Origin of the sequence: Lysinibacillus sp. NPDC093216, from assembly GCF_050280325.1 — a bacterium.
GTDB lineage: Bacteria > Bacillota > Bacilli > Bacillales_A > Planococcaceae > Lysinibacillus.
The window spans coordinates 85,320-111,212 of sequence record NZ_JBNNVB010000003.1 but is presented as its reverse complement, the minus strand read 5'-3'; the positions used below and the strand labels follow the sequence as shown (position 1 = coordinate 111,212).

23 protein-coding genes are annotated in these 25,893 nt (G+C 37.8%); 18 read left to right on the top strand and 5 right to left on the bottom strand.

All coding sequences use genetic code 11. The features are described 5' to 3' along the window. Positions 1-200: 200 nt before the first annotated feature. From ACQKOG_RS05175 to ACQKOG_RS05110, 14 genes are all read left to right on the top strand, one after another. The gene (locus ACQKOG_RS05175; RefSeq protein ID WP_370080096.1) at positions 201-1,586 is read left to right on the top strand and encodes an MATE family efflux transporter; all 1,386 of its coding nucleotides are present in this window, start codon (positions 201-203) and stop codon (positions 1,584-1,586) included. Next, positions 1,586-2,422, top strand: a complete 837-nt coding sequence (locus tag ACQKOG_RS05170) for a putative RNA methyltransferase (RefSeq protein WP_370080094.1) — start codon at positions 1,586-1,588, stop codon at positions 2,420-2,422. The genes ACQKOG_RS05175 and ACQKOG_RS05170 overlap by 1 nt, the downstream gene beginning before the upstream one ends. A gap of 80 nt (positions 2,423-2,502) precedes the next feature. Next, positions 2,503-3,111, top strand: coding sequence for a lysophospholipid acyltransferase family protein (locus ACQKOG_RS05165; RefSeq protein ID WP_370080092.1), 609 nt, complete (start codon positions 2,503-2,505; stop codon positions 3,109-3,111). A 324-nt stretch (positions 3,112-3,435) separates the two neighbouring features. Continuing rightward, positions 3,436-3,900: a low molecular weight protein-tyrosine-phosphatase gene (locus tag ACQKOG_RS05160; RefSeq protein ID WP_370080090.1), complete on the top strand. Its 465-nt coding sequence runs from the start codon at positions 3,436-3,438 to the stop codon at positions 3,898-3,900. Positions 3,901-4,354: 454 nt separating this feature from the next. Beyond that, positions 4,355-5,074, top strand: coding sequence for a YebC/PmpR family DNA-binding transcriptional regulator (locus tag ACQKOG_RS05155; protein ID WP_370080089.1), 720 nt, complete (start codon positions 4,355-4,357; stop codon positions 5,072-5,074). 62 nt (positions 5,075-5,136) lie between these two features. Beyond that, positions 5,137-6,432 carry an arsenic transporter gene (locus ACQKOG_RS05150; protein ID WP_370080087.1) on the top strand — a complete coding sequence of 432 codons (1,296 nt, stop codon included), beginning with the start codon at positions 5,137-5,139 and terminating at the stop codon, positions 6,430-6,432. 263 nt (positions 6,433-6,695) lie between these two features. Further along, entirely contained in the window at positions 6,696-8,438 is a 1,743-nt protein-coding gene (locus ACQKOG_RS05145) for a methyl-accepting chemotaxis protein (RefSeq protein ID WP_370080085.1), read from the top strand. A gap of 85 nt (positions 8,439-8,523) precedes the next feature. Further along, a complete protein-coding gene (locus ACQKOG_RS05140) occupies positions 8,524-9,099 on the top strand; it encodes a YdcF family protein (RefSeq protein ID WP_370080083.1) in 576 nt (191 codons plus the stop codon). Positions 9,100-9,173: 74 nt separating this feature from the next. Continuing rightward, positions 9,174-10,871: a M3 family oligoendopeptidase gene (locus tag ACQKOG_RS05135; protein ID WP_370080081.1), complete on the top strand. Its 1,698-nt coding sequence runs from the start codon at positions 9,174-9,176 to the stop codon at positions 10,869-10,871. Positions 10,872-11,107: 236 nt separating this feature from the next. Further along, complete coding sequence (locus tag ACQKOG_RS05130) at positions 11,108-12,193, top strand: AI-2E family transporter (RefSeq protein ID WP_370080079.1); 1,086 nt, start codon at positions 11,108-11,110, stop codon at positions 12,191-12,193. A gap of 11 nt (positions 12,194-12,204) precedes the next feature. Then, the gene (locus ACQKOG_RS05125) at positions 12,205-12,816 is read left to right on the top strand and encodes an NUDIX hydrolase (protein ID WP_402870139.1); all 612 of its coding nucleotides are present in this window, start codon (positions 12,205-12,207) and stop codon (positions 12,814-12,816) included. 629 nt (positions 12,817-13,445) lie between these two features. Next, positions 13,446-13,910 carry a hypothetical protein gene (locus tag ACQKOG_RS05120; protein WP_370080075.1) on the top strand — a complete coding sequence of 155 codons (465 nt, stop codon included), beginning with the start codon at positions 13,446-13,448 and terminating at the stop codon, positions 13,908-13,910. Between the two features lie 22 nt (positions 13,911-13,932). After that, on the top strand, positions 13,933-14,124 hold the full coding sequence (locus ACQKOG_RS05115; protein ID WP_370080073.1) for a hypothetical protein: 192 nt from the start codon (positions 13,933-13,935) through the stop codon (positions 14,122-14,124). A gap of 18 nt (positions 14,125-14,142) precedes the next feature. Continuing rightward, positions 14,143-14,754, top strand: coding sequence for an alpha/beta hydrolase (locus tag ACQKOG_RS05110; protein ID WP_370080071.1), 612 nt, complete (start codon positions 14,143-14,145; stop codon positions 14,752-14,754). Positions 14,755-14,808: 54 nt separating this feature from the next. Here ACQKOG_RS05110 and ACQKOG_RS05105 read toward each other — a convergent pair whose 3' ends face one another. The 4 genes from ACQKOG_RS05105 to ACQKOG_RS05090 all read right to left on the bottom strand — a co-directional run bounded on the left by ACQKOG_RS05105 (position 14,809) and on the right by ACQKOG_RS05090 (position 19,282). Beyond that, positions 14,809-16,920, bottom strand: a complete 2,112-nt coding sequence (locus ACQKOG_RS05105) for an MMPL family transporter (protein WP_370080069.1) — start codon at positions 16,918-16,920, stop codon at positions 14,809-14,811. A gap of 112 nt (positions 16,921-17,032) precedes the next feature. After that, positions 17,033-18,049: an inorganic phosphate transporter gene (locus ACQKOG_RS05100; protein WP_370080067.1), complete on the bottom strand. Its 1,017-nt coding sequence runs from the start codon at positions 18,047-18,049 to the stop codon at positions 17,033-17,035. 20 nt (positions 18,050-18,069) lie between these two features. Further along, positions 18,070-18,690: a DUF47 domain-containing protein gene (locus ACQKOG_RS05095; RefSeq protein WP_249074778.1), complete on the bottom strand. Its 621-nt coding sequence runs from the start codon at positions 18,688-18,690 to the stop codon at positions 18,070-18,072. A gap of 373 nt (positions 18,691-19,063) precedes the next feature. Then, entirely contained in the window at positions 19,064-19,282 is a 219-nt protein-coding gene (locus tag ACQKOG_RS05090) for a hypothetical protein (RefSeq protein ID WP_427445394.1), read from the bottom strand. Positions 19,283-19,376: 94 nt separating this feature from the next. On the opposite strand from ACQKOG_RS05090, the gene ACQKOG_RS05085 reads away from it, so the two are divergent. Further along, positions 19,377-20,063: an ABC transporter ATP-binding protein gene (locus tag ACQKOG_RS05085; protein ID WP_370080063.1), complete on the top strand. Its 687-nt coding sequence runs from the start codon at positions 19,377-19,379 to the stop codon at positions 20,061-20,063. 1 nt (position 20,064) lies between these two features. Next, positions 20,065-21,384, top strand: a complete 1,320-nt coding sequence (locus ACQKOG_RS05080; RefSeq protein ID WP_370080061.1) for an ABC transporter permease — start codon at positions 20,065-20,067, stop codon at positions 21,382-21,384. 157 nt (positions 21,385-21,541) lie between these two features. Here ACQKOG_RS05080 and ACQKOG_RS05075 read toward each other — a convergent pair whose 3' ends face one another. Continuing rightward, positions 21,542-22,702 carry a class I SAM-dependent methyltransferase gene (locus ACQKOG_RS05075; protein WP_402870149.1) on the bottom strand — a complete coding sequence of 387 codons (1,161 nt, stop codon included), beginning with the start codon at positions 22,700-22,702 and terminating at the stop codon, positions 21,542-21,544. Between the two features lie 225 nt (positions 22,703-22,927). Between ACQKOG_RS05075 and putP the strand changes: the two genes are divergently transcribed. Both putP and hflX read left to right on the top strand, forming a co-directional pair. Continuing rightward, positions 22,928-24,415, top strand: a complete 1,488-nt coding sequence (gene putP, locus ACQKOG_RS05070; RefSeq protein ID WP_370080058.1) for a sodium/proline symporter PutP — start codon at positions 22,928-22,930, stop codon at positions 24,413-24,415. Positions 24,416-24,548: 133 nt separating this feature from the next. Continuing rightward, entirely contained in the window at positions 24,549-25,835 is a 1,287-nt protein-coding gene (gene hflX / locus ACQKOG_RS05065; RefSeq protein WP_427445388.1) for a GTPase HflX, read from the top strand. Positions 25,836-25,893 lie beyond the last annotated feature (58 nt).

The window sequence follows — 25,893 nt, the reverse complement described above, 5'->3', positions numbered from 1 at the left end:
TTTACAATGTTTCGTTATAAATACTCTTTACACCCTAAAAATCTATGATAAGATACTATATATTTTTATCCCGCTGTAACGGGCAGTCATTTAACTGTACCGAAAGCGAAGTGTCAGGTACAAAACTCTCATCTCAAAATCGGTAGTTGGGAGATTAACTGCCCGTAAAATTCTTATGAAGCGTATAGGAGAAGTTGAAATTGTCAGACACAGTAAGAGAAAGTGATATAAAAGAGACAAATAAGTTAAGCTTGTTCCATTTAACGTGGCCGATATTTTTAGAAGTATTTTTATTTATGTTAATGGGACTAGCAGATACTTTTATGCTTAGTGCTTTATCAGATAATGCAGTATCAGGGGTTGGTGCAGCCAATCAGTATATTCATATTGCAATTTTAATACTTGAGGTAGTTGGTAATGGTGCTTCCATTGTTGTATCTCAATACTTAGGTTCAAGGCGCTTTTTTGAAGCTGCGAAAATTTCTGCTTTAGCAGTAACGATGAATTTGGTCGTTGGACTAATGATGAGTGTCTTATTTTTCTTCTTTTCGAGTCATTTAATGACCATGATGAACTTGCAGGGAGAAGTGCTTAAATATGCCCAAAGCTATTTGGCAATCATAGGAAGCTTTATTTTTTTACAGGCAATTATAAATGCGTTAGCAGCGATTATCCGTGTACATGGATGGACAAAGCAAACGATGTATGTATCACTAGGTATGAATGTGCTACACGTTGTATTAAACTACGGTTTAATCTTTGGTAACTTAGGATTACCGGAGTTAGGTGTAAAAGGAGCGGCTATTTCCTCAGTTGTAAGTCGGGGATTAGCAGTTCTTGTGTTTTTCTGGCTGTTGTATCAAGTGATGGAAGTAAGGGTGAAGTTAGAATATTATTTCGAGTATTCAAAGGAATATGTTCAAAAAATATTAAATATAGGCTTACCGTCAGCATTTGAGCAGGTGCTTTATCAGTTCTGTCAGATTGTCTTCCTTTATTATGCAACGTATTTAGGCACAGAGACACTTGCTGCAAGACAATATGCTATGAATATTTCGATGTTTACGTATTTATTTGCGATTGCAATCGGGACGGGCACAGCTATAATTATTGGGCGAAATGTCGGTGCTGGTAAAAAAGATCAAGCTTATCATCAGCTTTGGTTAAGTGTACGAGCAGCTTTTGCCTTTACGATAACTATGGTTGTAGTTGTGACGATATTCCGTAAGCAACTTATGCACGTTTTCACTGATAATCCAGAGGTAATAGCCATCGGGGCATCTGTCCTAGCATTAAGCATTCTGCTTGAAACAGGGCGTACAATGAATATTGTAGTTATTAACTCATTGCGTGCCTCGGGGGATGCAAGATTCCCGGTGAAAATCGGTTTCTTATCAATGGTATGTATGAGCCTCCCACTCGGGTACTTGTTCGTATTCGTTTTACATTGGGGGTTAGTAGGTATTTGGCTAGCGATTTCGGCAGATGAATGGATGCGAGCCATTATTGTATACTTTAGATGGAGAAGTCGTAAGTGGGAGCGTTTTGCACTTGTTTCACCTACAGAACAAAAGGAGACGAATTAATGGGAGCACTTTCTAAAAGAGCTGCAGGGGCAGCCTTAATGGATAAAAATATGACACTTTTTGCTTGTCCAATTTGTCAGGAGTCAATGAGTGTATTTGAGCAGGGTAGATTAGTATGTTCCTCAAATCATTCTTTTGATATTGCCAAGCAAGGCTACGTCAATATGCTGACACATGGTGCTATTTCTAAGTACGGTAAAGACCTCTTTGAATCTCGAAAAGCGGTTATTGATAGTGGCATCTATGATTTAGTAGAAGATAAAATCGGAGAGCTGATTGCTAATGCAGAAACCGTGCTTGATACAGGGTGTGGTGAGGGTTCGCATTTAGCCCGTATTATGGAAGATAAAAAAGATAACAGTATTGGCATAGGTATTGATATAGCGAAAGAAGGCATACTTGCTGCATCCCGACATTATCCAGAGCAAATTTGGTGTGTTGGTGATTTAGCGAAAAGTCCATTTGCCAAATCAAGCTTCGATGCCATATTAAATATTTTATCGCCTGCCAATTACGAAGAGTTTAAACGTTTATTAACTCAGAATGGTTGTGTTGTTAAGGTTGTACCTCAAAGCGGGTATCTACATGAGCTTCGATCACAATTATATGCGGATTCTACAAAAGAGTCGTATTCGAATGAACAAATCGTTGCTCGGTTTAAAGAAAGCTTTGCCGATGTTAGTGTAGACCGTATTACGTATACGGTACCGCTAGCTACAGAGCTTGTACCGGCTCTGCTTGAAATGACACCGATGGGCTGGCATAAAAAAGAAGACGCTAATATTCAGTTAAATGAAATTACGATTGATGTTGATGTATTAGTGGGAAGAGTCTAGTTATTTCACAAGCAATTGCAGTATACTGGTCTTTTCGATTACAATGGGAATAACTATTGAAAATAAGGTAGGAATGAACAGTGTATAAATTTATAGCAAATCTTGTCAAAGTGATATTAAAATTAACGGGCTCAAAGGCGCGTGTATATGAGGAGCAAAACTTACCGAAGGAAGGTGGGTTTATTATTGCATGTACGCACACAGGCTATGTTGATATTTTAAATCTTGGGGTTTCAATGACTCCTCGAGAAATTCACTTTATGGCTAAAAAGCAATTGTTTGATATAAAAGGCCTTGGCTGGCTTATAGAGCGTTTAAATGCCTTTCCGGTTGACCGTGACAATCCAGGACCAAGTGTTATTAAAATCCCTTCACAGTTATTGAAAGAGGGTAAAATCGTAGGGATTTTCCCATCTGGTACAAGAAATGCTGAGGGTTCGGATTTAAAGCAAGGTGCAATTACTATAGCACAGTTGTCTAAAGCTCCAATTGTACCAGCTGCTTACGTTGGTGCGCGTAATGCTGGCGATGTTTTTAAGCGCGGTAAGGGTTATCTAATTTATGGAGAGCCATTTTATGTGACAGGCAAAGGTAAAGAAGGGCGCGAGGAATTTACACATCGCCTTGAACATGAATTAGTAACGTTAACTGAAGAATTAGAGAAGCGAATTGCGGCAGAAAAGAAATAAAGTGAAACATATTTAAAGGACTCCCTGTGAAGAATACAAACCTTCACAACCTTTTGAAGTGGAGTAGCTTCCTACTGGTTATATGCTGGACAGCTTAGAAGGCACTCAGAATCATTGATTTTGAGTGCTTTATCTTGGATTCAGCAATATTTTCTGTGCGAAAGCGAAGCGACAGCAACAAATGTTTTCTGTGCGAAAGCGAAGCGACAGCAACAAATGTTTTATCTGTGCGAAAGCGAAGCGACAGCAACAAAAGTCTTCTGTGCGAAAGCGAAGCGACAGCAACAGTTACGCCAAGCGAAATTGATTGAGGAGGATATAAAAATGATTCGAGTACTTTTTGTGTGTTTAGGGAATATATGCCGATCACCAATGGCTGAAGCGGTCATGCGTAATTTAGTTGAAAAAGAGCATTTAAGTCATAAAGTTGAGTTAGATTCGGCTGCAACAAGCTCTTGGCATATTGGCGAACCACCTCACAGAGGAACACAAGATAAGCTAAAAGAATATGGCATCTCAACGAAGGGTATGCAAGGACGACAATTACAAAAAGCTGACTTTGAAAATTTTGATTACATTATTGGCATGGATGAAAGCAATATACGTAACATCCGAACGATGCTTGGCAATCCTGATTCTCTAAAGATTTTCCGCTTTTTAGATTTAACCGACCATCGAAAAGACGTGCCTGATCCATACTATACGGGAGATTTTCAAGAAACCTATGATTTAGCCTTAGAAGGTTGTCATGCACTATTAGAAAAAATCAAAGTAGAAAACCAATTGTAAAGTGCCTCTAAGTGAAACAATTTTCTGGACCACACCAAAAGTTGAGGATGACATTCAAAACGTATGCTATGTATATAAGTTGATTGGAGTGGAGGCTGGGCGACTCCTTGGGGATCAGCAATAGAGGAACGAAGGCTAAAAGCATCACATCCTGTGATAACGCCTTCGTGACCAACCTCGTGTTGGCCCGAAACCCTGCAGCGAAAGCGAAGCGACAGCAACAAAGCGCCCTGCCGGAACGGAAATCAACCACACGTTATGGTGATGATCTGATTTTTTAAAAATTTATTCTTTAGAAAACGACCTTAAACATTGGCATATCTAGCTTTGTAAGCATCATTTGTGTTATTATTTTCAGAGTAAAGATACGAGAAGTATTTAATCACCATTTACAGATGTGCAAGTGTACATCTATTATTTTGATAAACTTTTAATTTGAAAGAGAGTGGAAACTATGGGTCGTAAGTGGAATAATATTAAAGAAAAGAAAGCGTCTAAAGACCAAAGCACAAGCCGTATCAATGCAAAATTCGGACGTGAAATTTATGTGGCAGCTAAATCAGGCGAACCAGATCCTGAGTCAAACCGTGCCCTTAAAGTTGTTCTTGAACGAGCAAAAACATACAGTGTTCCTAAACATATTATTGAAAAAGCAATCGATAAAGCGAAAGGTGGCGGCGATGAAAGCTTCGACGAATTACGTTATGAAGGTTTCGGACCAGCTGGTACTATGTTAATCGTTGATGCTTTAACGAATAATGTTAATCGTACTGCTTCAGATGTACGTGCAGCATTCGGTAAAAATAATGGGAATATGGGTGTCAGTGGATCTGTTGCCTACATGTTTGATTCAACAGCAGTTATCGGTTTAGAAGGTAAATCAGCAGATGAAGTTCTTGAAATTTTAATGGAAGCAGATATTGATGCTCGTGATATTCTAGAAGAAGATGAAGCTGTTATTATTTATGCAGAGCCAGAACAATTCTTTGCAACGCAAGAAGCTTTAAAAGCAGCTGGTGTTGAAGAATTTACTGTAGCAGAGCTTTCAATGCTTCCTCAAACGGAAGTAGAATTAACTGGTGACGACGTTGCGAAATTTGAAAAATTAATTGATGCATTAGAAGATTTAGAGGATGTCCAAAACGTTTACCATAATGCAGATTTAGGCGAATAATATAAATTATAAAACCAGTAGCAATTTTTAAAGCTACTGGTTTTTAATTAGGGAGGAAAACGGTGCAAGCTCTTTTAGCGATTGCTATATTTTTAGTAACTTTATTTTTTGTAATAGTGCAGCCACGTAAAATATCAATCGGCTGGTCTGCTTGTATTGGTGCTGCAATTGCGTTGTCGCTCGGGGTTGTTACTTGGCAAGATGTTGTTGAGGTAACAGGGATTGTTTGGAATGCAACGTTATCGTTTATAGGGATTATTTTCATTTCACTTATTTTAGATGAAATAGGATTCTTTGAATGGTCTGCCCTCCATATGGCACGCATCGCCAAGGGAAGTGGTATCCGCTTATTCATTTATCTTTCCTGTCTAGGTGCTGTTGTTTCAGCGTTATTTGCAAATGATGGTGCAGCCCTAATACTAACACCAATCGTTCTAGCGATGATCCGTAAGTTAAATTTAAGCGATAAAATGGTCTTTCCATTTATTATTGCAAGTGGCTTTATAGCAGACACAACATCATTACCGTTAGTCATTAGTAATTTAACAAATATTGTGTCGGCAGACTATTTCGATATTGGATTCATGGAATATTTCTTACATATGCTGATACCGAACTTAGTTTCTTTACTGGCAAGCATTGCTATACTTTATATAGTCTTTCGTCGTTCGATTCCAAAAGAATATTCACTTGAAGCAGTTGATAATCCAAAGCTGGCAATTCGTGATACGAGATTATTTTTATTATCATGGTATGTTATAGCGATATTATTAGTTGGTTTCTTTACGAGTGAGTTTTTCAAAATTCCTGTGTCATTTATTTTATGTGGTGTAGCGGCTATCTTTTTCTTACTTGCACGACGTAGCCATACTGTAGATACAAAGAGAGTTGTGAAAGGGGCACCGTGGAATATTGTGTTCTTTTCTATCGGTATGTATGTCGTTGTTTACGGTTTGAAAAATGTAGGAATGACTGGATTGCTAGCAAGTTTATTAGAGCACGCGATACAACAAGGGTTGATGGTATCGACAATAACGATGGGGTTTGTAGCAGCAATTTTGTCAGCTATTATGAACAACCTACCAACTGTCATGATTGATGCATTAGCTATTGCTGAAACTAGTGCAACTGGCATTATTAAAGATGGGCTTATTTATGCAAACGTCATTGGCACTAATTTAGGTCCTAAAATGACACCTATTGGCTCACTTGCAACATTGTTATGGCTCCATATACTGGCGCAAAAAGGGATAAAAATTGGCTGGGTTCAGTATTTAAAGATAGGTATTATCTTAACAATCCCAACTCTTTTAGCTACTTTAATAGCTTTAGTGACTTGGATTATGATCATATCATAGGTAAATAGAATAAAATCAAAAAACTATTTTTCTATAAGGCATATCGCTGTAGAAAGATAGTTTTTTCTGTTTTTCTAGCTCATCGGTCGCCTTCAGGAAAGCGCCCCAGCCTACCCATCAACGTTATGGTGATGAAGCATATCTGGGTAAAAAGGCGAATAATTCATACATAAATTACGTTTTACCCATTGTGAAAAATTTCAAATCATAACATAATATAGATTAATAGTCATAGTGACGAAGAGAAAAGGGGGGGCTAAAGCATGAAGTTTTCACGTTCGATACAGGGGAAACTAATTATCATTTCGTTAGCACTATTAATTATTCCTAGTTTAGTAATAGGGTTGGTTAGTTATAACAAAGCGAATAAAGGAATGGAGAATATTGGCGAACAAGTTATCAAAAATAGTGTTGAATCTACTTTGCAATTAATCGAGCTTGCAAATGAGAGTGTTAAAAGAGGCGACGTTCCTTTGGAAGTTGCACAGGAACGGGTGCGGGAGGCACTTCTAGGGCCTAAGGATAGTGAAGGCAAAAGGCCAATTAATTACCCTGGAGACTTAGGGAAGTATGGTTATGTATATGTTTTAGATGAGAAAGGGACATTAACAACCCATCCGACTCGAGAAGGGGATAGCTTATGGAATGATAAAGATAATAGTGGCAATTACTTTATCCGAGAAGTAATCGAAAAAGCACTTGCTGGTGGAGGATTTACACAATATGAGTTTGCGCTACCGGGTCAAGATGTAATAGCTCCAAAAATAATTTATTCTGTAAAGGATCCTAATTGGGGATGGATCATTGCATCGGGTACATATATGCAAGACTTTAATAAAGAAGCTAATTCATTATTACTCGTTATTGGTATTACATTATTAGGAGCCATTATTATAGGTACTGTGGTTGTCATAATGATTTCGAGACATTTAGCTTTACCAGTGAAAAAACTATCTAAACGCGTACGCGAGGTAGCAAAGGGGAATTTAACTGTAGAAATTGAAAATCTACAACGTTCAGATGAGATTGGTCAGTTAAATGAAGGATTTAATGAAATGGTTGATCAACTGAAAACATTAATTACAGATGTAGAGGAAGCTATTGTAGAAATTCAATCGACATCGTCAAATTTAACATCTGTGGCAGAGGAAACAAACGCTTATGGAGATGAAATAGTAAAAGCGATAAATGAGGTCTCGGACGGTGCGGTAAAGCAAGCTTCAGATGCTGAAGATACGAATCGAACTGCCGTTGATTTTGCCCAGCAGATTGAGGTATTGCATGACAAAAATGAAGTAATGCTTGATGCATCTCAACATATGAAACGATCAAATCAAGAGGGGCTCTTAAATTTAAACCGCTTAAAAGAGACATCACACGAGTCTTCGGAATTGATTAATAATGTTTATGCTGTATTTAATAGCTTAATTGTGAAAGTAAGGGAAATTGAAGGCATTGTCGGTACCATTACCGAAATTTCTGATCAGACGAATCTACTTGCATTGAATGCATCGATAGAGGCGGCTAGAGCTGGTGAGCATGGCAAGGGCTTTGCAGTCGTTGCTGAGGAGGTGCGGAAGCTAGCGGACCAAACATCTGTAGCAACTGAGCTAGTGCGCACAACCTTAAAGGGAATCGAAAGTGAAACTAATTTAGTGAACGATGAGATGAAAAAAACAAATGTCATTGTTCATCAGCAAAATGATTCGGTTGCCATCACAGAGTCGTCCTTTAAGGAAATTGAATTGGCCGTAGAGAAAATTATTTCTGTTATTGGAGAAATGACTGCGGGAGTAGAATATTTGAATAGCTCAAAGGATAACATGATGCAATCTATCGAAAGTATTGCAATGATTAGTGAGAAAAATGCTGCTGCATCAGAGGAAGTAACAGCATCTGTTGATGAACAACAGCGTGCCATTCAGCTTGTTAGTGAATCTTCTAGTGATTTAACAGATGAAATAACGGCGTTACAGGAATCTATTAAGCGCTTTATATTAAGATAATCAATCGTGATGTTTGTACAGTAATTCTAGTACAAGCATCTTTTTCTTTGTCTAATCGTTAGTAAAGGTAAAGGGGGGATGTAATGTGAAAAAATGGTTAATCAGATTAGGGGTTGTACTGCTCGTTATTTGTATAGCTGTTTATATTTGGCTCGGCGAGGAGATGAAAAAAGGTGCCCAGCCGGCTGCAAACGGAACAGCTACATACATGATTGTCCTGGGAGCGAAGGTAAAAGCGGGTGGAATCCCATCGCTTTCATTGGAAAATAGATTAGAAGAGGCTGTAAAGTATTTAAACAAATATCCTCATGTGAAAGTAATTGTTTCAGGTGGGCAAGGAGCGGATGAAGATCGGACAGAGGCTTCAGTAATGTTTAAATACTTACAGGACAAGGGGATAGATACTAACAGAATATTAGTAGAAGACCAATCTACTTCAACTTATGAGAATTTACTATTTTCTAAAGAACTTTTGCCTAAAGGAACTAAGAAAATAACGATTCTTTCTAATGATTTTCATTTAAAGCGTGCAAAATATTTAGCTGAGTCTTTAGGTTTTGAAGTAGATGTCGTTGCGGCAAAAACACCGAAATCAGTGGAAATAAAGTTAAATCTACGTGAAAGGGCAGCATTATTAAAAACCTATATAATTGGCTATTAATTTGTTTCTTAATAGTATAGATTTGGCATATAATAGAAATATCACGGGGTATATGACAGAAAGAGGGGACTTCTATGAAAATGTTTAAAGACTATGAATACAGCCGTCCAAATATCGAGGCAATGAAAGAGCAACAATTATCCTTAATTGACCAATTTAAAAATGCTCAAACGATGGACGAGCAAAGTGAAATAATTGAAAAATTAAATGGATTGAGCAATGATTACGCTACAATGGCAAACTTAGTGTACATTCGTGCTTCGATTGATACAAATGATGAATTTTATCATGCAGAACGCGATTATTTTGACGAAGTTGGACCTGAGTTGGAAGAGGTAACAACAGAATATTATAAAGCGCTAATCGTTTCACCATTTCGTGAGCAGTTAGAAGAAAAATGGGGTCAGCAATTATTTGATTTAGCAACCTATCAAATTAAAGGCTTTTCACCAGCAGTCATTGATCTAATGCAAAAGGAGAACAAGCTCGTTTCAGAATACAATAAACTTGTTGCCTCTGCGCAAATTGACTTTAATGGTGAAACATTAACGCTTGCTCAGCTTGGACCATATGCAGAGTCTACTGATCGTGAAGTGCGTAAGGCGGCTACGGATGCACGCTTTGGCTTTTTTGCTGATCATGAAGAGGAATTTGATCGACTTTATGATGAGCTAGTTAAGGTGCGCCATGAAATCGCTGTTAAATTAGGCTATAAAAACTATGTCGAGCTAGGCTATATTCGAATGAATCGCATTGATTACAATGCAGAGATGGTAAAGAAATTCCGTGACCAAGTTCGTGATTTAATCGTACCTATTGCCACAAAATTATATGAGCGTCAGGCAAAGCGTATTGGTATTTCTGATTTTAAATTCTATGATGAAGCATTCAACTTTGTATCAGGAAATGCTACACCAAAAGGCGATCCTGAATGGATTGTTGCGAACGGTAAAAAAATGTATGAAGAGCTATCACCTGAGACTGGTGAATTTTTCAACTTTATGATTGATCATGAATTAATGGACTTAGTGGCGAAGAAAGGAAAAGAGAGTGGCGGTTACTGTACATTTATTGAAAACTATCACTCACCATTTATCTTCTCGAACTTTAATGGTACTTCAGGCGATATCGATGTGTTAACACATGAAGCTGGACATGCTTTTCAAGTCTATTCAAGTCGTAACATCGGAATCCCAGAATATTTATGGCCAACATATGAATCTTGTGAAATTCATTCGATGAGTATGGAATTTTTCACATGGCCATGGATGGAGCTATTCTTTAAGGAAGACACGGAAAAATATAAGTTCACACACTTAAGTAGTGGCTTGTTATTCCTTCCTTACGGTGTTGCAGTTGATGAGTTCCAGCATGTGATTTATGAAAATCCGAATATGACACCAGCTGAACGTAAAGCTGCGTGGAAAAAAATTGAGGAAACATATTTACCACATCGTGACTATGATCATAATAGCTATCTAGAAGCAGGCGGTATATGGCAACGTCAAGGACATATTTATTCAAGTCCGTTCTATTACATTGATTACACGTTAGCTCAAATTTGTGCATTCCAATTCTGGAAACGTTCACGTGAAGAATTTGAAGTTGCTTGGAAGGACTATGTTCATTTATGTGGTTTAGGTGGCTCTATGTCCTTTACGAAGCTTGTGAAAGAAGCAGGCTTAATTTCACCATTTGAGGACGGCTGTGTTGAATCGGTTATTGGTGATATTGAAGATTACTTAAATTCAGTAGAAGACACAAAATTATAGACTACTACGTTATGCGACATTAGTGGAAATTCGCGACACTCCTGTGGGAAAACAATCCGTCCGAGCTTTCTCAGATGCTATAGCATTTGAGGGGCTTGCGAGGATTGCCCGTTGGTGAGTTGCGAATTTTTCAGTTTAGAAACTCTTTTATTTGGAAATTAAATAGTAGGATACTTGCGAAATGGTTAATATATAAGTAGTATTTTCAGTAACTGTGATAAAAGGAAGTGAAGAAAGTGACGAGGAAAGTTTGGTTTCAAGTAGGCGTAGGGGTTTTGCTTGTTCTACTAGTCATTAAATATTTTATAGAGATTCATTGGATTTTTTCGCCGCTTGTAATTATCTTAAAGGCTATTTTTATACCTTTGTTACTTGGCGGTGTTTTGTATTATGTTACGGAACCGATTCAAAGGTTTTTAGAGAAGCGTAAATTTCCGAGATGGGCAAGTATATTAACGATAGTCATTGGACTCATAGCGTTCGTTGGTGGCTTTGGTTGGATCGTTGGTAATCCGATTGCAGAGCAGGTTAATAATTTAGTGAAAAATGTACCAAAGATTAGTGCTAGCATTCAAGAGGCAGCTGATTATGTGCTAAATAACTATAACCAGGATAGCTTACCACCCCAGTTAAAAAACTTTATCGACAATATGGCGAATTCTGTGCAGGATATTGCCGTTGTGGCAAGTAAGGGGCTAGTATCGTTTTTACAATCAGTTGTATCTGCCTCTTTATTAGCTATTTTAATTCCATTCTTCTTTATTTTTATGTTGAAGGATCATGAAAAATTTGCACCATCGATTTATAAATATTTTAGTGGTGAACGTCGTGAATGGGTGAAGAAAACGTTAAGTGAAATTGATGGTGTTTTACGTAACTATATTCAAGGACAGCTGCAAATTAGTTTTTTACTAGCACTCATTATGTATGTTGGGTATTTAATTATAGGTTTAGATTATTCGTTGCTACTTGTTATATTCGCGTTCTTTATGAATATGATTCCGTTTATTGGACCATGGATTGCCTTTACACCAGCACTGATTGTGGCCATTGTTCAGGATCCAGTGTTAGTCATATGGGTGTCTGTTGTCACACTCGTGGCGCAGCAAATCGATAGTAACTTTATAACGCCTAATGTAATGGGGAAAACACTCGATATACATCCGTTAACAGTTATTACAGTTATTTTAGCAGCAGGTAATATTGCAGGTTTCATCGGTATTATCATTGCTGTACCATTTTATGCAGTATTAAAAGTGATCGCATCCAATATTTATGATGAACGTAACGTGATTAAGAAAAAGGCTACGAAGTCTGTATAGGAGTCGAAAAAATGGAACAAGAAATTGTGAAAGTTTTTAATGAACAGCATGAACAGATTGGGACAGCAACGAGAGCAGAGGTACATGAAAAAGGACTGTGGCATGAAACATTCCACTGTTGGCTTGTCAATAAGGACTATATCTATTTCCAAATCCGTAGTTCCCAAAAAAAGGACTACCCTGGCTTGCTTGATATTACAGCGGCAGGGCATCTGTTAGCTGTGGAGACAGTAGAATCAGGAATTCGTGAAGTGAAGGAAGAGCTAGGGCTCGATGTCGACGTACACGAAGTTGTTAAAATGGGCATGACATCTTGTAGTATCGTTTCGGAAAACATGATAGACAATGAATTTTGTCATGTTTATATATATCCATTCAAACATGATTGGGAATCATTTGAACTGCAGTATGAGGAAGTGTCAGGGGTCGTTCGAGCAAAACTCGATGAGGCAGAGGCATTCTTTTTAGGAGAAACAGCTACTCTGAATATTGAAGGCTATGAATATTTCCCTGATGGTCAACGAGCGAAAGTTGTGCGTCCAGTAAGTACAGCACAATTTGTCCCTTACCGTGAACTATACGTTGCTCATGTTATTCAGTTTGTAAAAGATAAAATGTTATGAATTGTGGGGGACTGGGGAAGTCTTCCGTAAGAATTCTGGCATAATTGTAAAAGGTAAAATCCGCTTCGCTTTCCGTGGACAAGGTATGAGCAACATCATTGTGCTCTTGCTTTTTCCTGGGAGTTTAAGCGGATTTTTTTGTCTTTATAGGAAAAATGATTAGGCTCTGATTTCTTGTCTCATCATCAATTTTGTTAAAGAGTATGTCATGTATATACGTTGATCTTCGTTCCTACTGGGTGACTCCTTAGGGATTAGTAATAGAGGAAAGAAGGCTAAAAGCGTCACGTCCTGTGATAACGCCTTCTACGTTATAGTGATGTGATTTTCTAATTTGGGTCTCTCATCTTAATTTAGGGATGGCGTTTTGTTTAAACGTATGCTATGCGAATAAGTTGATTGGAGTGGAGATTGGGCGACTCCTCGGGGATTAGCGTCACAGATGAGACCCTGCAGCGAAGCGAAGCGGCTCATCGGACGCCCCCAGGAAAGCGCCCAATCGGAACGGAAATCAACATACACGTTATAGACATCAAACTTTACTTTTAGTACTACCTATTTTATTTCGATATAACAGGAAGAATAAGTTATACTGTAAGGTAGATTGAATAGAAAAGGAGCATTTTTATATGCTAACATTTGAACAAAAGCAAGCCATCATCGACTCATTTCCTGAACTTACGAAGAAGGAAATTTCATTAAAACGCTTAAATTATCACTTTATGGATAGCCTTTACGAAAAGACCATTGTTGTTGAAAAGCTACACCCAAATGGCAACGGCTTCGTCTTTGTTGGTGATTTATTGCGCTACGAGAAAGAAGCAAGTGATAAAGGTCTAGTCAATATTCGTGACTACGATGAACAACAACTTCGTGAAATTATTGAAGATGCCATTCAATATTTATCGGAAGAAGAAGAAGAGCAAGATCCGATTGAAGAGATTTGGCAAAATCGTGAAGGTATTCAATTAAAGCTAGCCTTTGAGCAACGTTCTTGGAATGTCTATCATGGTGAAAATTTAGAGGAAGCCTTTGGTACACAAGAAGCTGCGAAAGAATATTTACTAGAAGAAGGTTTTCGTAAAAAGAAATAAGTAATTCGGGGGATAAGAACGAATGAATGGGAAAAAAATAGTGGGAATAGTTATTGTTGTTGTTATAGCTGTTTGTTTATTTTCTGTATTTACGATTACGAAATTTTATAAAGACCATGAGGAACAGCCAAATAGTGAAAATCGAGAAATTAATAAGTCAAAGAGCTTGAATTTAATTTTGCCACAGGCTACAATTATCTCGAATTCAAGATAATCGAGAGGTGGACTGTAAATGCAGCACGTTTTTCATAAAGGAACAGATGAAACAAAACCGATTTTTTTACTGTTACATGGTACAGGTGGAAATGAACAAAGCTTAATTGGCCTTGCAAAGGAAATTGATGATACAGCAAGCATTTTAAGTGTTCGTGGAAATGTCCTTGAAAATGGTATGCCACGCTTTTTCCGTCGTTTAGCAGAAGGTGTTTTTGATATAGAGGATTTAATTTTCCGTACGAAGGAATTAAATGACTTTTTATTAGAAGCAGCACAGCAGTATGGCTTTGACCGTAATCGGGTGGTTGCTATCGGCTACTCTAATGGCGCAAATATTGCTGCTAGCCTATTATTCCATTATGAGGATGCTCTAGCAGGTGCCATACTGCATCATCCAATGGTGCCTAGACGTGATATTGAATTGCCTACACTTTCTTCAATCCCTGTCTTTATCGGTGCTGGAACGAATGATCCAATGTGTACTGCTCAGGAATCTGAGGATTTAGAGGCACTTTTATCGTCGGCTGGGGCAGATGTGGCAACTGTATGGTTTAATTATGGCCATCAGCTAACGATGCCTGAGGTAGAAGCAGCAAAAGAATGGTACGACCGTATTTATTCAAAATAAGGAAAAATCCGCAACTTTTGCGTGAGGAAGAGCTCACGGAAGGTTGCGGATTTTTTATTTTTGCTTCTTCGCGAAGGGGAGCCACCAATTCCAGTCCCCAAATAGCTTCATAAGACTTGGAACGAGCATGAGACGAATAATAGTTGCGTCGAGGGCGACTGCAATAGCTATACCAACCCCAATTTGCTTCACTGGCATTACATCTGTAAAAGCGAACGCCCCTGTAATAACAATCATAATAAGTGCTGCTGACGTAATGATACGACTTGTAGAGGTTAGACCGTCAATCGTAGCACGTGTATTATCCGCCCCTTTTTGATATTCCTCTTGAATGCGTGATATTAAAAAGACTTCATAATCCATACTTAAGCCGAATACAAGACAAAATACAATCACCGGGATAATAAGGACGATTGTACCGGCTTCAATCCCCAAATGTCCGTATTGGAAAATATAGACGAGAATACCGAAGGCTGAGGAAAGTCCAATGATATTCATAATAATCGCTTTCAGTGGGATTAAAATAGAGCGGAAAGCGAGCATTAATATAAAGAACGTTGAAACGATAATAATGGATACAGCCAAGAAAATTTTATTAGAGATTTCATCGAAAATTTCTTGATTGAATTTCGCATGACCTCCAAGAGCAAAATCCACACCTAAATCTTTATCTTTCCATGTTCGAGCGAATTGTTGAGCGGTAGTTGATGAACCGGCTGCATCCAATGTAATTGGGATAAAGAGTTGCTTATCTTTAGAAAACGTATTTAGTATTGGTGTTAATTGTTCTGCCATTTGAGGAATTTTCAAAGAAGCAGTCAGTTCCTCGGGAGATTTAATGTTAGCCGTCGTATAAATGGTTGATACATGACTCACTAGAGGGTCATCAAGTAATTGTTCTTGAATATTGAAAATAAGCTCTCTTGCCTCACGATCTTCCCAGCCTTCCTTACGTTCTGCTAGCAAATATAAAGTTGAGGTATCGCCAAGTCCGAATGTTTTATCTAACTGATCATAAGCTGCACGTGCATCATATTTTGTTGGTAATGAATCCACCTGAGGAATTGTAAGTTTAATATCCTTCAACGGAATCATACCAATACCTAGTAATAGTAATGCCACAATAACGATGGTCACTGGATGTTTCATGACAAAGCCAGCAAAGCCACGCCAACGATTTGCTCCACCAGGCTTTACACGTAACAAACGCCATTTATTTAGGTTATCTCCTATTAGCATCATCGTAGCAGGTAGCAAGGTTAAGCCAGAAAGTACTGCAAGAAATACAACGATTGTGCCTCCTAAAGCGATATTGTGAAAAATTTCGACGTCAATGACAATCATGGCACCTAAGCCGATCATGACACAAACAGCAGAAAAGATGATAGAACGGCCAGCTGTCTCTATCGCTGTTTGAATAGCCTGTACAATGGATGCATGGGCACGTTCTTCGCGATATCGATTAATAAACAACAAGGCAAAATCGATGCTTAATGCAAGTCCAAGCATTGGTACTATATTTAATACAAAAATTGATAAATTGATATTACCGCTAAACAAAGTCAAAATTCCAAACGCAGTTACAACAGTAACAATGCCGATAATGATGGGTAAGATTGAGGCTACGACAGTACCGAAAGCAAGTAATAGCACTATGATAGCTATTGGTAAGCCTATTGCTTCCGCTGATGCTAAATCCTTTTGACTTGCTGTATTGATGTCTGCTGAAATAACAGGCCCGCCTGTAATGCTCACACCGTCATCCTCTATTAATGAACGGATGTCTTTCACAACATCAGGTAGATGATCAACATTATTTTTCATATGAATCATGGCATAAGCTATACCATTCTTTTGTAAAGAAGCATCATCAAGTGGTGACTGGATTGAATGAATCTCCTTAACTTTTTCTAATTTTTTTATTGTATCTTGAATTTTCTTATCGTCAGCTGGATTGAAGACGACCAAAATTGTATCGGAAGGCAAATCAAATGTTTTCGCAAGCTCATTTGTTACGTAGGTATGATCGCCTTTAACAAAAAAACCATCTCCATGAAGCTTACTTGGAAGTTGTATGGCAAACATAGCCATAGTAATGAAAATTACGAACCATAAGGCTACGATAGCTTTAGCGTGGGCTGTTATAAAGGCTGAAAAAGTTTTCATTGTAGGTACTATCCTCCTTTTAACATAGTGTAAAGGATGTGTCACATTTTGTCGTGTGACAATGTAAAGACTCCTGTTCAACAAGGAACAGGAGTCTTAGTATGCTTTCAAATTAAAAGAATAACGATAACAAAAAGTAAATAATAGCTGCCATAACTGCAGAAATTGGCATTGTAATAACCCAAGTAGTTACGATTTTTCGCGCCATCCCCCAGTTCACACCACGTACACGTTGTGCAGAGCCAACACCCATGATAGAGGAAGAAATAACGTGTGTTGTAGATACTGGTAGGTGAATTAATGTAGCACCGAAGATGACTGATGCAGATGCTAAATCTGCTGCAACTCCGTTCACAGGACGGATTTTCATAATTTTACCGCCGACTGTTTTAATAATCTTATAGCCGCCGATAGAAGTACCAAGCCCCATTGCAGTTGCCGCTGCAGCTCGTATCCAGAAAGGAATGTCATCTCCTGAATGCAAACCACCAGCGATTAACGCCATCGTCATAATCCCCATTGCCTTTTGTGCATCGTTAGTACCATGTGTAAAAGATTGAATTGCGGCAGTGAAAATTTGCATTGTACGGAAACCTTTATTCGTACGATATAAATTTAAGTTTTTAAACCATAATTTAAACAGTGTCATCATAATAAAGCCGGCGCAAATTGCAAGAATTGGTGATAGCACTAGGGCCATAAGGATTTTAGTAAAACCGCCATAGTTTAAAACTCCGAAGCCAGCAGATGCAACTGCTGCACCAGCAATGGACCCAATCAGAGTATGTGAAGAACTCGATGGAATACCGAAATACCATGTTAGTAAGTTCCAGATAATAGCGGAGATTAATGCTGCTAAAATAACGACTGATCCGGTCGTGTCTCCATCAAAAGCATTTAAAGAGAAAGGATCTACAATGTCTTTTGTTAAAGCCTTTGCAACACCGACAAAGGTAATAGCTCCTATAAAGTTCATCGTCGCAGCCATCATGATAGCTACACGAGGTTTCAATGCTCTAGTGGAAACTGAGGTTGCTATAGCATTTGCTGTATCATGGAAACCATTGATAAAGTCAAATGTTAGGGCAAAGATAACGACCAGAACAGTTAGTATAATGATTGTGTTCATTGTAAGTGCCCATCTCCTAATTACGCGTTACGCATGATAATTGTTTCCATAGTATTTGCAACGTTTTGGCAATGATCAGCGATATCTTCAAGTTGTTCATATATATCTTTATATTTAATAAGTCGAATTGGATCTTTTTCATTTAAAAATAGTTGTTTAATAGACGAACGTTGTACTTCATCACATTCACGTTCATAGTCCTTAATAAGAATTGAGTGTGGGCGCATGCCAATAAGATTCTTTTTCTTTAACTCTTCCGTTGCTTTAACAATTTCATCAGCACTTTTTGAAATATAGCCTAAGAAAGTACGCATTGATTCATCAACCTCAGTTAGAGAGAACATCTCAAAATGAGCGATACAATGCTCCGTACCATCTAATACGTCGTCCATACGAATGGCGAATTCTAGAATGTCTTCGCGTTCGATAGGTGTCATAAATGATTTGTTTAGCATCACGATTAGTTCATGAATGAGCTTATCACCAGCTGTTTCGTAATTTTTCATAGTAATGCTAATCTCTTTTAAGTCAGCCACACTGTTAATACGAAAATCATTTGCGTAATGTACAGCCTCTCTCATATTCTCAGCAATTTTATGCAAAGCTATAAAGAAAGGGTCTTGTTTTTTTGAGTTAAGCATGTAAATCGAATCCTCCTGGATATAAATAAATTAGCCTCTAAACTTTACTATCATAACAAAATCTTTAAATTATCTACATAAAATTCTTCAATTCTACAGAAAACTTTACAATCCTGTAATATAAAATTTGTTCACAAAATAAGAAAGGTATCACTGTGTTTGTTTTTACTAATACAGGAAAAATGCCTTTAAGATAGGTTTTATAAAGAGATTTTCCTCTGTTTAATACAAAAAGATACTATTCGGACATAAAATTTCGAAAAATTTTCGGATGAATTGTAAAGAGAATGTAAAGGAATTGTTTTGCTAATAGTTTTCCATTTTCTTAAGAATATCTTCATTTTTATCCTTCAACTTTATTAAGAATTATTTACTACAATGAAGAAAGAAGGGTTAATAACCAATTGGGATGATATTTGTTAAAAACATATTCATGTATAGAAGTTGATTGGAGTGGAGGCTGGGCGACTCCTTGGGGATCAGCAATAGAGGAACGAAGGCTAAAACCATCACGTCCTGTGATAACGCCTTCGTGACCAGCATCGTGCTGGCCCGAGACCCTGGAGCGAGCCTCGCGAGTGAAGCGGCTCATCGGACGCCCCTAGGAAAGCGCCCAGCCGGAACGGAAATCAACCCCCACGTTTTGGTGATGAATCTAAAGAAGGTGAAAGGGGAGTTTTTTGAAAATGATTCAAGTCGAGAACTTACAACATACATTTTTAATTGGAAAGAAAGGCAAGGAAAAGCAGGTTCCGGTATTAAAGGGTGTCAATTTTGAGGTGAAAAAAGGAGAGATTGTCGCAATTGTTGGTAAAAGTGGCTCCGGGAAATCAACCTTATTACAAATATTAGCTGGATTTATGAAATCTGAGCAAGGATCTATTAAGGTACACGGAATGGAAACAGCTCATCTCACTGAAATAGAAAGTGCTGCTTTTCGCTTGCAACAGTTCGGATTTATCTTTCAAAACTTTCAACTGATGCCAGGCTTAACGGCATTTGAAAACATTGAACTACCTTTGAAGTTACAGGGTATCAAGAAAGACATGCGTCTAGAAAAGGTAAAAAAATTAATGGACAAGGTTGGGTTAACAGAGGTGGCAGACCATTACCCAAATGAATTATCGGGTGGTCAGCAACAGCGTGTAAGTATTGCAAGAGCCTTAATTACAAATCCTCCTATTTTGTTGGCGGATGAGCCGACAGGAAGTCTTGATTCGGAAACAGAGCAAGATATATTGCTACTCATTCAAAGCCTAAACCGTGAGCTTGGTTTAACATTTGTCATCATTACTCACGACGAGGAAGTAGCAACGATAGCACATCGACGTTTCCGCATGTACGATGGGGAACTTGTAAAGGAGGAAGCATAATATGTTATTTAAAGATCAATTAGATTTTGTTAAACAGCATATAAAGAAAAATAAATTACGTGTGTTTATGACCGTGCTAGCGGCAACGATGGGCTGTGCATTTTTGATTGTCCTCGCATCAGTTGGGTTTGGGCTTCAGGATTCCATACGTAATGAAATATTATCAAATGAAAAAGTGACGAAAATTCAAGTGTTTGGTAATGATCAATTTACAGAGGACCAAATACATGAAATAAAAGGTATAGAACATGTGGAAACAGTACTCGAAACGATTACTGTCAATGCATCTGCACATTCATTTTTTGAGGACCGTGATACACAATCAGATTTATTCGTTGCTAATATGCATGATTTTGAGCAAGTGAATGGCAAGCTTGAAGAAGGAAAGTATCCAACAAAGCCAAACGAAATCGTTGTAGGTTATCATTTTGCTCAAACATTAGTCAATGATGCTGAGCGTAAAATTATTGAGGAAAAGAGTAAAAAAGCTGAAGCAGAAGACACGTATTATAATGGTAGTGAGGAAGGTTATAAGGACTCATTAATTGGTAAAGAGATCGAGTTATCATTAATGCCACGTACTGATGGGGCAGAAGAGACAAAGAAAATGAAATATACGATTGTCGGTGTTATGAAGAAGCCTTCTTATGATTGGATGATCAATAACTCTATCTATATGGATACAGAGCAAAAGCCGATGATAGCTACAAATTTAGCAGCACCTGGTAATGTTAAAGAGGATGAAATGTTTTATTCGGAATTTAATATTTTTGCAGATAGCATGGAAAATGTAAAGCCGATATTAGACAAACTAAAAGACAAGGGCTATAGCGTTTATTCAGTTACTGAACAATTGGATCAAATGAATGTATTTTTCCTAGTTTTAAAAATTGGTTTAATATTTGTAGGAACAATTGCTGTCTTGATCGCCTCGATTGGCATTTTCAATACAATGACAATGGCTGTTACAGAACGAACTCGAGAAATTGGTGTTTTAAAGGCGATTGGAGCAAGTCCTAAGCTTATTCAACGATTGTTCTTAATGGAAAGTACATTCATTGGTATTATTGGTACGTTGATAGCGGTAGCCATTTCATATGTTATTAGCTTTGTAGCAAATGCTGCATTACCTTTAATTCTAAAAGCTGCAACAGGGGAAGATGCTTTTAGTAGAAATGACATTACATTTTCCCTTATTCCTTGGCAGCTTGTTCTTATTGCATCAGCGATTAGTATTGGGGTAGCAATGATTTCAGGCTATCGTCCAGCACGTAAGGCCACGAAAATTGACGTTATTCAAGCATTACGACAAGAACTATAATAGTAAGGGCGGTCCAGAAATTATTGGACCGCCCTGTTAATTTGAATTGCGCAAATTAGAAATACCCGCGGAAGGAAAGCGAATACCCTCGCATCCTCATAAAATGCCCGCGAAAGAAGAGAGAAAATTTACTCTGCGACCATAAATACAGCGAATTTTATAAGTAAGCTTGTAATTCATTTGCTAAAAATGGCTTGGCATTTAGCAACTTTATAAAGGCATCATAATTGGCTCGCTGTTCAGAGCTCGGCTTTTTACCTGTATGATAGGCTCGTATTAAAATGTTTTTTGGTGTATTTTCCATATCTATAAACTCTAGCAATTGTGCTTCATAGCCAACGTGGGATAAAATTTCCGCTCGGATTGCATCTGTTGCGAGCGCTGCAAAACGTTCGCGTACGAGACCGTGTTGAAGCATGATATCTAATGCTGGTGTATTAAGCTGGCGATTTAGCTCATGCTGGCAACAAGGGACACTTAAAATAACGCTTGCTCCCCATTTCACAGCACGTGCTAATGCCATATCAGTGGCAACATCACAAGCGTGTAGAGTTACCACCATGTCCACAGCAGACTCCTCATTATAATCATTAATATCTCCTACTAGAAATTCGAGCTGCTCATAGCCTAAATCCTGTGCAATTCGTGAGCATTCTTCAATAACTTCCTTCTTTAAATCCAAACCAGTGACACGGATGTCTAAGCCTTTTTCGATTTTTAAATAATGGTATAGGGCGAATGTTAAATAGGATTTGCCTGAACCAAAATCTAAAATACGAACTTGACGATCCTTTGGCAAATAGCTTAATGCATCATCAATAAATTCAATGAAGCGGTTGATTTGTTTAAACTTATCGTATTTTTGTTTCTTTATTTTGCCTTCTTCTGTTTGCACACCAAGACGAATTAAAAATGGGTACGGCTTATCCTCTGCCAGTAAATAGTTTTTCTTGCGATTATGCGCTAAATTAACTTGCTTTGGCGTTGAGGATTTATCAGATTTCCATAGGACTTTGTTCTTTTTTGATAGCTGTACTTGTATATTTTCATCAATAAAATCAATATGCGCTTGACGGTAATCGTTAAAAAATGCTTCTAGCTTCTCATGAAAATCTTCTAATAGAACATTTTCATGTTTTAAAATACGTTCAAATTGATATTCAACTTGTATATGATAAGTATCCTTAAGTAATAATGGTTTTAGCTTTATACGTTTTACTTCGTTTGATTTCATACGTGGTTGACTGATCGTAGCAGTAACGAGTTGCTGCTGTAAAATCCGCTCCATAAGCTGAGTTTTCATTTCTTCAAATGTCATACGTTTCGCCTTCTTTATCGTGTTATAGATGGCACTAGTTTAACACACTTTTTGAAGTGCAATGCTAGTATAAATTTCAGAATACACTTTTTGAATATTTATAGGATATTTTGTATATTTGTGGTATTTTAATTATACTGACATTTTAATTTATTTCAGCAATTGTTTTTGTAACGAAAGCAAAGCGTCAGCAACAACACACCAAGGGGAAACAGGGGGAAAAGTATGTCTGAAAACATGTATCAATTACTTGCGATTATTATTTATATGATCGCCATGCTAGGAATAGGTTGGTATGCATTTAGGAAAACATCAAATTTAACGGATTACATGCTTGGGGGGCGTTCGCTAGGCCCTGCTGTTACAGCGCTGAGCGCGGGTGCAGCAGATATGTCTGGCTGGCTGTTAATGGGTTTGCCGGGTGCAATCTATTTAGCTGGACTTTCCAAAGCTTGGATTGCTGTTGGTTTAACAATTGGCGCATATTTGAATTGGCTATTAGTAGCACCGAGGCTGCGTGTATATACACAAGTTGCTAATGACTCAATTACTATTCCAAGTTATTTAGATAATCGTTTACGAGACAACACTAAACTAATAAGAATTGCGTCAGGTATCATTATTTTAATCTTCTTTACATTTTATGTTTCTTCAGGAATGGTTGCAGGGGGTAAGTTTTTTGATAGCTCATTTGGCTATGACTACCATACTGGCTTATTAATTGTATCTGCTGTTGTTGTGGCATACACATTGTTTGGAGGATTTTTAGCAGTTAGTTATACAGACTTTTTACAAGGACTTATTATGTTTTTTGCACTTATAAGTGTACCGTTATTTGGTTTGTTTTTGACAGGTGGAATTGGAGATACAATAACATCCATTAAAGCTGTAAATCCTGAACACCTAAGCTTATTATCTTCAAATGCAACTGCTGCAGTAATTATTTCATCACTTGCATGGGGACTAGGTTATTTTGGACAACCACATATTATCGTCCGCTTTATGGCCATAAGCTCAGTAAAAGAAACAACGCAGGCTCGTCGTATCGGTATTGGTTGGATGATATTAAGTTTATTCGGAGCGATTGCAACAGCTTTAGTAGGTGTGGCTTATTATGAGCAAAATGCAGGTGAATTAAAGGACGCTGAGACAGTATTTATTGTACTTGGTCAAATCTTATTCCATCCATTTATTGCAGGTATAATGCTAGCTGCCATTTTAGCCGCAGTTATGAGTACAATTTCATCGCAATTAATTGTTACTTCGTCTGCGCTTGTTGAAGACATTTACAAGGCTCTATTTAATAAAACAGCAGATGATAAACATTATGTCTTTGTTGGTCGTGTGGCTGTTTTAGTTGTAGCTATTGTCGCAGGGATTTTAGCATGGAATCCAGATAGTTCTATTTTAGACTTAGTAGGCTTTGCTTGGGCTGGTTTCGGTGCAGCGTTCGGACCTGTAATATTGCTGTCCTTATATTGGAGAAAATTAACGAATTACGGAGCGCTCAGTGGGATGGTAGCAGGTGCAGCAACTGCCTTTGTTTGGGGGAAAATAAAGTTCTTAGCTGATACATTATATGAGATTGTTCCAGGCTTCTTAGTATGCTTAATTGTAGCGGTTATTGTCAGCATTTTGACATATAAACCGAATAAAGATATTGAAGACGAATTCAATCGTACTGAAGTATTACTAAAAGAAGAACGTAAGTAAAAATGAAATGCGCCTTTTGCATAAAGGCGCATTTTTTACGATATATATGTTAAACGACACGAATTAGGACATTATATGGTAAGATGAAGAAAATTTGTCGTAGTAGCACCAAAGTTTGGTGGGAGGTTTGTGGATGGATAGAATTAAAGAAGTAGATATATTGTTGGAAAAAGCTGTTTTAGTTGGCGTAAATCTACGGAATGATGAGCATTTTGATTATTCGATGGAGGAGCTAAAAAATTTAGCTGAAGCTTTGAATGTTGAAGTTGCCGGCATTGTCACACAAAATTTAGAGCGCATTACGCCATCTCATTATGTTGGTACTGGAAAAATTGAAGAAATAAAAAACTTTTATGATGAAGCACAAACGAATTTAGTGATTTTTAATGATGAATTATCACCTTCACAAATCCGTAATTTAGAGCGTGATTTAGAGACGAAGGTTATTGATAGAACGATGTTGATTTTAGATATTTTTGGACGTCGTGCTAAAACAAGTGAAGCACAGATGCAAGTCGAGTTAGCACAATTGCAATATATGCTACCTCGTTTAGTCGGCTTGCATGCATCTCTCAGCCGTCAAGGTGGTGGCACAGGTGGTGGCTTTAAAAACCGTGGTGCTGGTGAGACAAAACTCGAGTTGGACCGTCGGAAAATTGAGGATCAGATTTCTAAAATAAAGAAGGAGCTTGAGCATGTAAAGGAGCAACGAGAGACGCAGCGTAAACAACGACGTAAAAATGCTATCCCTGTCGTTTCCATTGTCGGCTATACGAATGCTGGTAAGTCAACTATTATGAATCAGTTGCTTTCGAAAATAGGACAGGAAGATCATAAACAAGTGTTTGAGAAGGACATGCTTTTTGCCACACTTGAAACATCCGTCCGTCAAATAGAATTATCTGACAAAAAGACATTCCTATTAACAGATACAGTTGGTTTCGTTAGTAAATTACCGCATCATTTAGTGAAGGCATTCCGCTCAACGTTGGAAGAGGCTCGTGACGCCGACTTACTACTCCATGTTGTAGATGTTTCCAATTCTGAGCACGGCTTTATGATGGATGTAACAAATGAAACGCTTAAGGCAGTTGGCGTTGAAGGGATTCCGACAATTTATGTGTATAATAAAGCGGATATAGCAGACGTTCCTTATCCTGTTATTAGCGGTGATAATATTTGGATTTCTGCGAAGCAAGGGAATGGATTAGAAGAATTATTGCAAATGATACGTCAGCATATTTTCTCTGATTATGTAACATGTAATATGCTCATTCCGTATGAACAGGGGAATATTGTCTCTTATTTAAATGAATACGCCTCTGTCTTTGGAACAGCATATGAAGAAAATGGTACGCTGCTAACGCTAGAGTTAAAAGAAGCGGATTATGCAAAATTCCAACAATATGTCATTAAATAATGAATAACATCATTGTTTTAAAAGCATGCTAGAAGCACATTGTGTTTCTAGCGTGCTT

Excerpts from the sequence above, each read along its gene's own strand:
- ACQKOG_RS05170 (WP_370080094.1), top strand. The coding sequence starts at position 1,586 with ATGGGAGCACTTTCTAAAAGAGCTGCAGGGGCAGCCTTAATGGATAAA.
- ACQKOG_RS05160 (WP_370080090.1), top strand. The coding sequence starts at position 3,436 with ATGATTCGAGTACTTTTTGTGTGTTTAGGGAATATATGCCGATCACCA.
- ACQKOG_RS05155 (WP_370080089.1), top strand. The coding sequence starts at position 4,355 with ATGGGTCGTAAGTGGAATAATATTAAAGAAAAGAAAGCGTCTAAAGAC.
- ACQKOG_RS05145 (WP_370080085.1), top strand. The coding sequence starts at position 6,696 with ATGAAGTTTTCACGTTCGATACAGGGGAAACTAATTATCATTTCGTTA.
- ACQKOG_RS05135 (WP_370080081.1), top strand. The coding sequence starts at position 9,174 with ATGAAAATGTTTAAAGACTATGAATACAGCCGTCCAAATATCGAGGCA.
- ACQKOG_RS05125 (WP_402870139.1), top strand. The coding sequence starts at position 12,205 with ATGGAACAAGAAATTGTGAAAGTTTTTAATGAACAGCATGAACAGATT.
- ACQKOG_RS05120 (WP_370080075.1), top strand. The coding sequence starts at position 13,446 with ATGCTAACATTTGAACAAAAGCAAGCCATCATCGACTCATTTCCTGAA.
- ACQKOG_RS05115 (WP_370080073.1), top strand. The coding sequence starts at position 13,933 with ATGAATGGGAAAAAAATAGTGGGAATAGTTATTGTTGTTGTTATAGCT.
- ACQKOG_RS05110 (WP_370080071.1), top strand. The coding sequence starts at position 14,143 with ATGCAGCACGTTTTTCATAAAGGAACAGATGAAACAAAACCGATTTTT.
- ACQKOG_RS05105 (WP_370080069.1), bottom strand. The coding sequence starts at position 16,920 with ATGAAAACTTTTTCAGCCTTTATAACAGCCCACGCTAAAGCTATCGTA.
- ACQKOG_RS05100 (WP_370080067.1), bottom strand. The coding sequence starts at position 18,049 with ATGAACACAATCATTATACTAACTGTTCTGGTCGTTATCTTTGCCCTA.
- ACQKOG_RS05095 (WP_249074778.1), bottom strand. The coding sequence starts at position 18,690 with ATGCTTAACTCAAAAAAACAAGACCCTTTCTTTATAGCTTTGCATAAA.
- ACQKOG_RS05090 (WP_427445394.1), bottom strand. The coding sequence starts at position 19,282 with ATGAGCCGCTTCACTCGCGAGGCTCGCTCCAGGGTCTCGGGCCAGCAC.
- ACQKOG_RS05085 (WP_370080063.1), top strand. The coding sequence starts at position 19,377 with ATGATTCAAGTCGAGAACTTACAACATACATTTTTAATTGGAAAGAAA.
- ACQKOG_RS05080 (WP_370080061.1), top strand. The coding sequence starts at position 20,065 with ATGTTATTTAAAGATCAATTAGATTTTGTTAAACAGCATATAAAGAAA.
- ACQKOG_RS05075 (WP_402870149.1), bottom strand. The coding sequence starts at position 22,702 with ATGACATTTGAAGAAATGAAAACTCAGCTTATGGAGCGGATTTTACAG.
- putP (WP_370080058.1), top strand. The coding sequence starts at position 22,928 with ATGTCTGAAAACATGTATCAATTACTTGCGATTATTATTTATATGATC.
- hflX (WP_427445388.1), top strand. The coding sequence starts at position 24,549 with ATGGATAGAATTAAAGAAGTAGATATATTGTTGGAAAAAGCTGTTTTA.